Origin of the sequence: Nodularia sp. UHCC 0506 (genome assembly GCF_034931045.1) — a bacterium.
GTDB lineage: Bacteria > Cyanobacteriota > Cyanobacteriia > Cyanobacteriales > Nostocaceae > Nodularia.
In genome coordinates, this window is record NZ_JAYGHH010000045.1 from 42,406 (window position 1) to 47,763 (window position 5,358).

Annotated in this window: 4 protein-coding genes; 1 reads left to right on the forward strand and 3 read right to left on the reverse strand. The window is 44.0% G+C overall.

The genetic code is table 11. The features are described 5' to 3' along the window. Nucleotides 1-142: 142 nt before the first annotated feature. The 3 genes from clpB to VB654_RS20005 all read right to left on the reverse strand — a co-directional run bounded on the left by clpB (nt 143) and on the right by VB654_RS20005 (nt 3,704). Entirely contained in the window at nt 143-2,782 is a 2,640-nt protein-coding gene (clpB, locus tag VB654_RS19995) for an ATP-dependent chaperone ClpB (protein WP_323215553.1), read from the reverse strand. A gap of 241 nt (nt 2,783-3,023) precedes the next feature. Beyond that, nucleotides 3,024-3,182, reverse strand: a complete 159-nt coding sequence (locus VB654_RS20000; RefSeq protein WP_323215554.1) for a YqaE/Pmp3 family membrane protein — start codon at nt 3,180-3,182, stop codon at nt 3,024-3,026. Between the two features lie 180 nt (nt 3,183-3,362). After that, a complete protein-coding gene (locus VB654_RS20005; protein ID WP_323215555.1) occupies nt 3,363-3,704 on the reverse strand; it encodes a translation initiation factor in 342 nt (113 codons plus the stop codon). 210 nt (nt 3,705-3,914) lie between these two features. Between VB654_RS20005 and trpB the strand changes: the two genes are divergently transcribed. Beyond that, nucleotides 3,915-5,156, forward strand: coding sequence for a tryptophan synthase subunit beta (gene trpB, locus VB654_RS20010; protein WP_323215556.1), 1,242 nt, complete (start codon nt 3,915-3,917; stop codon nt 5,154-5,156). Nucleotides 5,157-5,358 lie beyond the last annotated feature (202 nt).

The window sequence follows — 5,358 nt, forward strand, 5'->3', positions numbered from 1 at the left end:
CAGCAAACCCTATTTATTCAGCAAGCACTAAGTAGGGGCGGGTTGCTGAAAATTATTATTGGTAATTGAGCATAGTCATAGCTTGTATCGCGTAGCCATACCCGCCCCTACATCAAGGTCTGAAGCCATGAAAACCGCTATATCAGGTAGTCAGCACTTCTACAGGTAAGCGACTGAAGGAAAGACGCTCATTCTGCACATCAACAAAAATGGTGTCGCCGTCGTTGAATTCACCACGTAAGATAGCTTTGGCAATTTGAGTTTCTAATTCTCTCTGAATGGCTCGTTTGAGTGGACGCGCTCCATATACAGGGTCGTATCCTACTTCGGCTAAAAAGTCAAGAGCAGAATCTGAGAGTTTCAACGACATCTTGCGTTGGCAAAGCCCACCGGAGGTATCGCTCAATCTTTTCCTTAATCTTTCTACTTGTAACAGGACAATTTGCCGCAGTTCTTTTTTATCCAAACCGTGGAAGATGATAATTTCGTCAATCCGGTTCAGGAATTCTGGACGGAAGCTATTTCGCATTGCTTCCATGACTCGGCGGCGCATTTCGTCATAATGTTCAGCTTCCCCAGCTACATCGAGAATATACTGAGAACCGATGTTACTTGTCATAATAATAATCGCGTTTTTGAAATCCACTGTCCGACCTTGGGCATCAGTGACACGACCATCATCAAGAATTTGCAGTAAGATATTGAACACGTCAGCGTGTGCTTTTTCGATTTCGTCGAAAAGAATCACAGCGTAAGGACGGCGACGAATGGCTTCAGTTAATTGCCCGCCTTCTTCGTAACCGACATATCCTGGAGGCGCACCAATTAACCGGGAAACTGCGTGTTTTTCCATATATTCAGACATATCAATCCGTACCAAAGATTCTTCAGTGTCGAACATATATGCTGCTAGGGCTTTGGCTAATTCGGTTTTACCTACACCTGTGGGACCGAGGAAAATAAAACTAGCAATGGGACGATTGGGGTCAGCTAGTCCTGCACGCGATCGCTGAATTGCATCGGCTACAGCTGTCACAGCTTCGGCTTGTCCAATAACTCGGTTATGCAGTTCATCTTCTAAGTGCAGCAGTTTTTCTTTCTCAGATTCCACTAACTTGCTGATGGGGATTCTTGTCCACTTAGAAATAATTTCGGCAATGTCAGCTTCTGTAACTTCCTCACGTAATAGAGATTTGCCAGTTCTTTGGACGTTGGCTAATTCTCCTTCTGCGGCTTCTAATTGACGGTGTAAATTGGTTAATTTGCCATATTTCAACTCGGCGGCGCGATTCAGGTCATAATCTCTTTCTGATTGCTGCACCTCTAAGTTAACTCGGTCAATTTCTTCTTTAATTGACTGAATTTTATTGATAATATCTTTTTCAGACTGCCATTGAGCTGTGAGGGTTCTTTGTTCTTCTTTGAGATCCGCCAGTTCCTTTTCAATTCTTTCTAAACGTTCTCTGGAAGCTGCATCTGTTTCTTTTTGCAAAGACAGCTTTTCCATTTCCAATTGCAAAATCTTGCGGTCGATTTCGTCTAATTCCTCTGGTTTAGAGGTAATTTCCATTTTCAAGCGGGCGGCGGCTTCGTCTACCAAGTCAATGGCTTTATCTGGGAGGAAGCGATCGCTAATATACCGACTGGACAATGTAGCGGCTGCAACTAAAGAACTATCAGAAATTCTCACCCCGTGGTGAACTTCATAGCGTTCTTTCAAACCGCGTAAAATCGAAATTGTATCTGCGACACTGGGCTGATCTACATAAACCTGCTGAAAGCGTCTTTCTAGAGCCGCATCTTTTTCAATATACTTGCGATATTCGTCTAAAGTGGTCGCCCCAATACAGCGCAATTCACCCCGTGCTAACATCGGTTTTAACAAATTACCGGCATCCATCGCCCCTTGAGTCGCACCCGCGCCGACCACAGTATGAATTTCATCAATAAATAAAACAATATTCCCGCCGGATTCCGTCACCTCTTTTAATACTGCTTTCAGGCGTTCTTCAAATTCGCCCCGAAATTTTGCCCCAGCGATTAAAGCCCCCATATCTAAAGAGATCAACTTGCGGTCTTTCAGGGACTGGGGGACATCACCAGCAATAATCCGTTGGGCTAGACCTTCCGCGATCGCAGTTTTACCAACACCCGGTTCACCAATTAACACAGGGTTATTCTTAGTCCGCCGGGAGAGAATTTGTACAGTGCGGCGAATTTCATCATCTCGTCCAATCACTGGATCAAGTTGACCTTTACGTGCTGCTTCTGTGAGGTCACGTCCATATTTTTCCAGTGCTTCATATTTGCCTTCTGGATTTTGGTCGGTCACTTTTTGACTCCCACGAATTTGCTTAATGATTTTCTTGAGTTTGCCTTCGTCTAAACCGAATTCTTGAAATAAACTTTTACCAAAGCGGTCATCTTTGGCATAAGCCAGCAATAAATGTTCAATGGAGATATATTCGTCTTTGAAGTCCTGACGAGATACATCTGCTCTATCTAATAGTGTATCTAAACTCCGTCCCAAAAATACGGATGTGCTGCTACCAGATACCTTTGGCTGGCGTTGGATAAATTGCTCGGTGCGTTCGCGGATTTTTTGCAAATCAACACCCGCCTTGGTTAAAATGCTGCTGGCTAGACCATCTTGTTCTAGCAAGGCTTTCATCAGGTGTTCACTTTCAATTTGCTGTTGCTGATATTGTTTAGCAATATCTGGGGTATGAGCGATCGCTTCCCAGGCTTTTTCGGTAAATTGATTAGGATTAGTGGGTTGCATAGGCTTTTCGATAAACCACTCCAAATATGAGGCGCACAGAGAACAAGAGCCAGTTTTGTTTATATATGGTTATTGTAGGAACAGAGACAGAAATACCAGGATCGGTCTTCACGTCTTCATAGAGTAGTATTATCGCCCGTTTTTGTTGAGTGTGGGAGTGCAGAGCTTTAATTGCCAACCATCTAACAATATTTGTAGCCTTGTGGGAGAGATAGGCTGACAAACCCACCTCCCCAAAGCGCTATTTCTTGGCAATTATCCACACGGCGTGAATTATTCCGGGAATATAACCCAAACAAGTTAACAGGATATTAATCCAAAAATCCAAACCAAAACCAACTTGCAAAAATACTCCCAGAGGTGGCAAGAAAACAGCACATAAAATCCGAACTAAATCCATATTAACCTCCTATAAAATTCACAACAATCAACCCATTAACTTATTATTTCACCACCACCATACAGCATTCCTAAATTGCTATTGAAAAATTCATCTTTTTTATCTTGGTGGTTCGTAATTCCCACAATAACATCAGCTTTTTGAATTAATAACACCTTCAAGTGTGGTAAACCGTACCCATCAGCCGCCGCTAATTTTGGCTTTGTAACCTAACTTAGTCAAAATATCCAGAATTTTCTGTTTATGCTCACCCTGAATTTCAATTTCATTATCTTTCACAGTCCCACCAGAACCGCATTGACTTTTCAACTGTTTCACTAAATCAGTCAAAACTTCTGGCTTAGTCTGGAAACCGCTAATCACAGTCACAGTTTTACCCTTACGTCCTTTACGGGAAGCTTGCACCTTCAGGTTTTGTTGCTGCGGAGGTAATTCCGGAATCCCTCTTTCCGTCGCCGCAGAGTTATCATTACCAAATTCACGGTAAACAAAGCGTTTGTTAGCAGATTTATCAGAAGACATAAAACCTTTGATTAAGAAAAAATTGCAGCACCAGGCGATTAGAATATTGCTAACGCAACGCCAAGGGCGAACGCAGCTACACGGGTTGAAAACATTGATTTTCTGTTAGTCCGCGCAGGCGGACTTTGTTTGTATAGCCATGACTGACCATCGCCAGGGCTGAGTATGCTTTTATAATAATTAAATCTATCCTGTCATCAAAAATTTTCCGTGACTACTACACCCCTCTCCCCCAGTTTCCCATCAAACACTCAGGTTCCCGACATCCTTGGACGCTTTGGACGCTTTGGCGGTAAGTACGTCCCGGAAACACTGATGCCGGCTTTAGCTGAATTAGAAACAGCTTATCAGCAATACCGCCATGACCCAAGTTTTCAAGCAGAATTACAAGATTTACTGCGAGATTATGTCGGACGCGCCACACCTTTGTATTTTGCAGAACGCCTCACTGCTCATTATGCCCGCCCAGATGGTACAGGAGCGCAAATTTACTTAAAGCGTGAAGACTTAAATCACACAGGCGCACATAAAATTAATAATGCCTTGGGTCAGGTATTGTTGGCGCGACGCATGGGTAAAAAAAGAGTAATTGCCGAAACAGGCGCAGGACAGCATGGAGTAGCAACAGCGACAGTTTGCGCTCGGTTTGGGCTGGAATGTGTAATTTACATGGGCGTTCACGATATGGAACGTCAAGCCTTGAATGTGTTCAGAATGCGCTTAATGGGGGCGGAAGTGCGTCCAGTGGAAGCAGGAACCGGAACCCTCAAAGATGCCACTTCTGAGGCTATCCGCGATTGGGTGACGAATGTAGAAACAACACACTACATTTTGGGTTCTGTCGCTGGCCCCCATCCTTACCCAATGATGGTACGCGATTTTCATGCTGTGATTGGTGTAGAAACTCGCGTTCAAGCAATGGAAAAATGGGGTGGTTTACCTGATATTCTCATAGCTTGTGTGGGTGGTGGTTCCAACGCCATGGGATTATTCCACGAGTTTGTGAATGAGTCTTCTATCCGGTTAATTGGGGTGGAAGCAGCTGGCGAAGGTGTCAATACAGAAAAACACGCTGCCACCTTGACAAAAGGACAGATTGGTGTATTGCATGGAGCAATGAGCTATTTGTTGCAAGATGCAGAAGGGCAAATCATTGAGGCGCATTCCATTAGTGCCGGTTTAGATTATCCTGGGGTGGGGCCAGAACATAGCTATTTGAAGGATATGGGAAGGGCTGAATATTATAGTGTGACTGATGCAGAGGCTTTAGAAGCGTTCCAGCGTCTATCTCGCCTAGAGGGAATTATACCAGCTTTGGAAACTGCTCATGCGATCGCTTATCTAGAAACCCTATGTCCTCAACTGAGTGGTAGTCCGCGAATTGTCCTCAACTGTTCTGGACGCGGTGATAAAGATGTACAAACGGTAGCCAAGTTTTTAATCCCCGAATAACTCTGATATCTTCCACCATTCTCAATCATCCAAAATTCACCAAACTCTTGTGGGATGAACTCTTGTGGGATGAACTCTTGTGGGGTGGGCATCTTGCCCGCCACTTTCCTTTTTATATTTCCTATCCTCTCTTGTGAGGTGGGCATCTTGCCTGCCCTCTCTTTATAGTTCCCATCCTCAAAACTTAAAATTGCATATTTAC

Bases quoted from the DNA above. Each gene is read 5' to 3' on its own strand.
- VB654_RS20005 (WP_323215555.1), bottom strand. From the start codon at position 3,704: ATGTCTTCTGATAAATCTGCTAACAAACGCTTTGTTTACCGTGAATTT.
- clpB (WP_323215553.1), bottom strand. From the start codon at position 2,782: ATGCAACCCACTAATCCTAATCAATTTACCGAAAAAGCCTGGGAAGCG.
- VB654_RS20000 (WP_323215554.1), bottom strand. From the start codon at position 3,182: ATGGATTTAGTTCGGATTTTATGTGCTGTTTTCTTGCCACCTCTGGGA.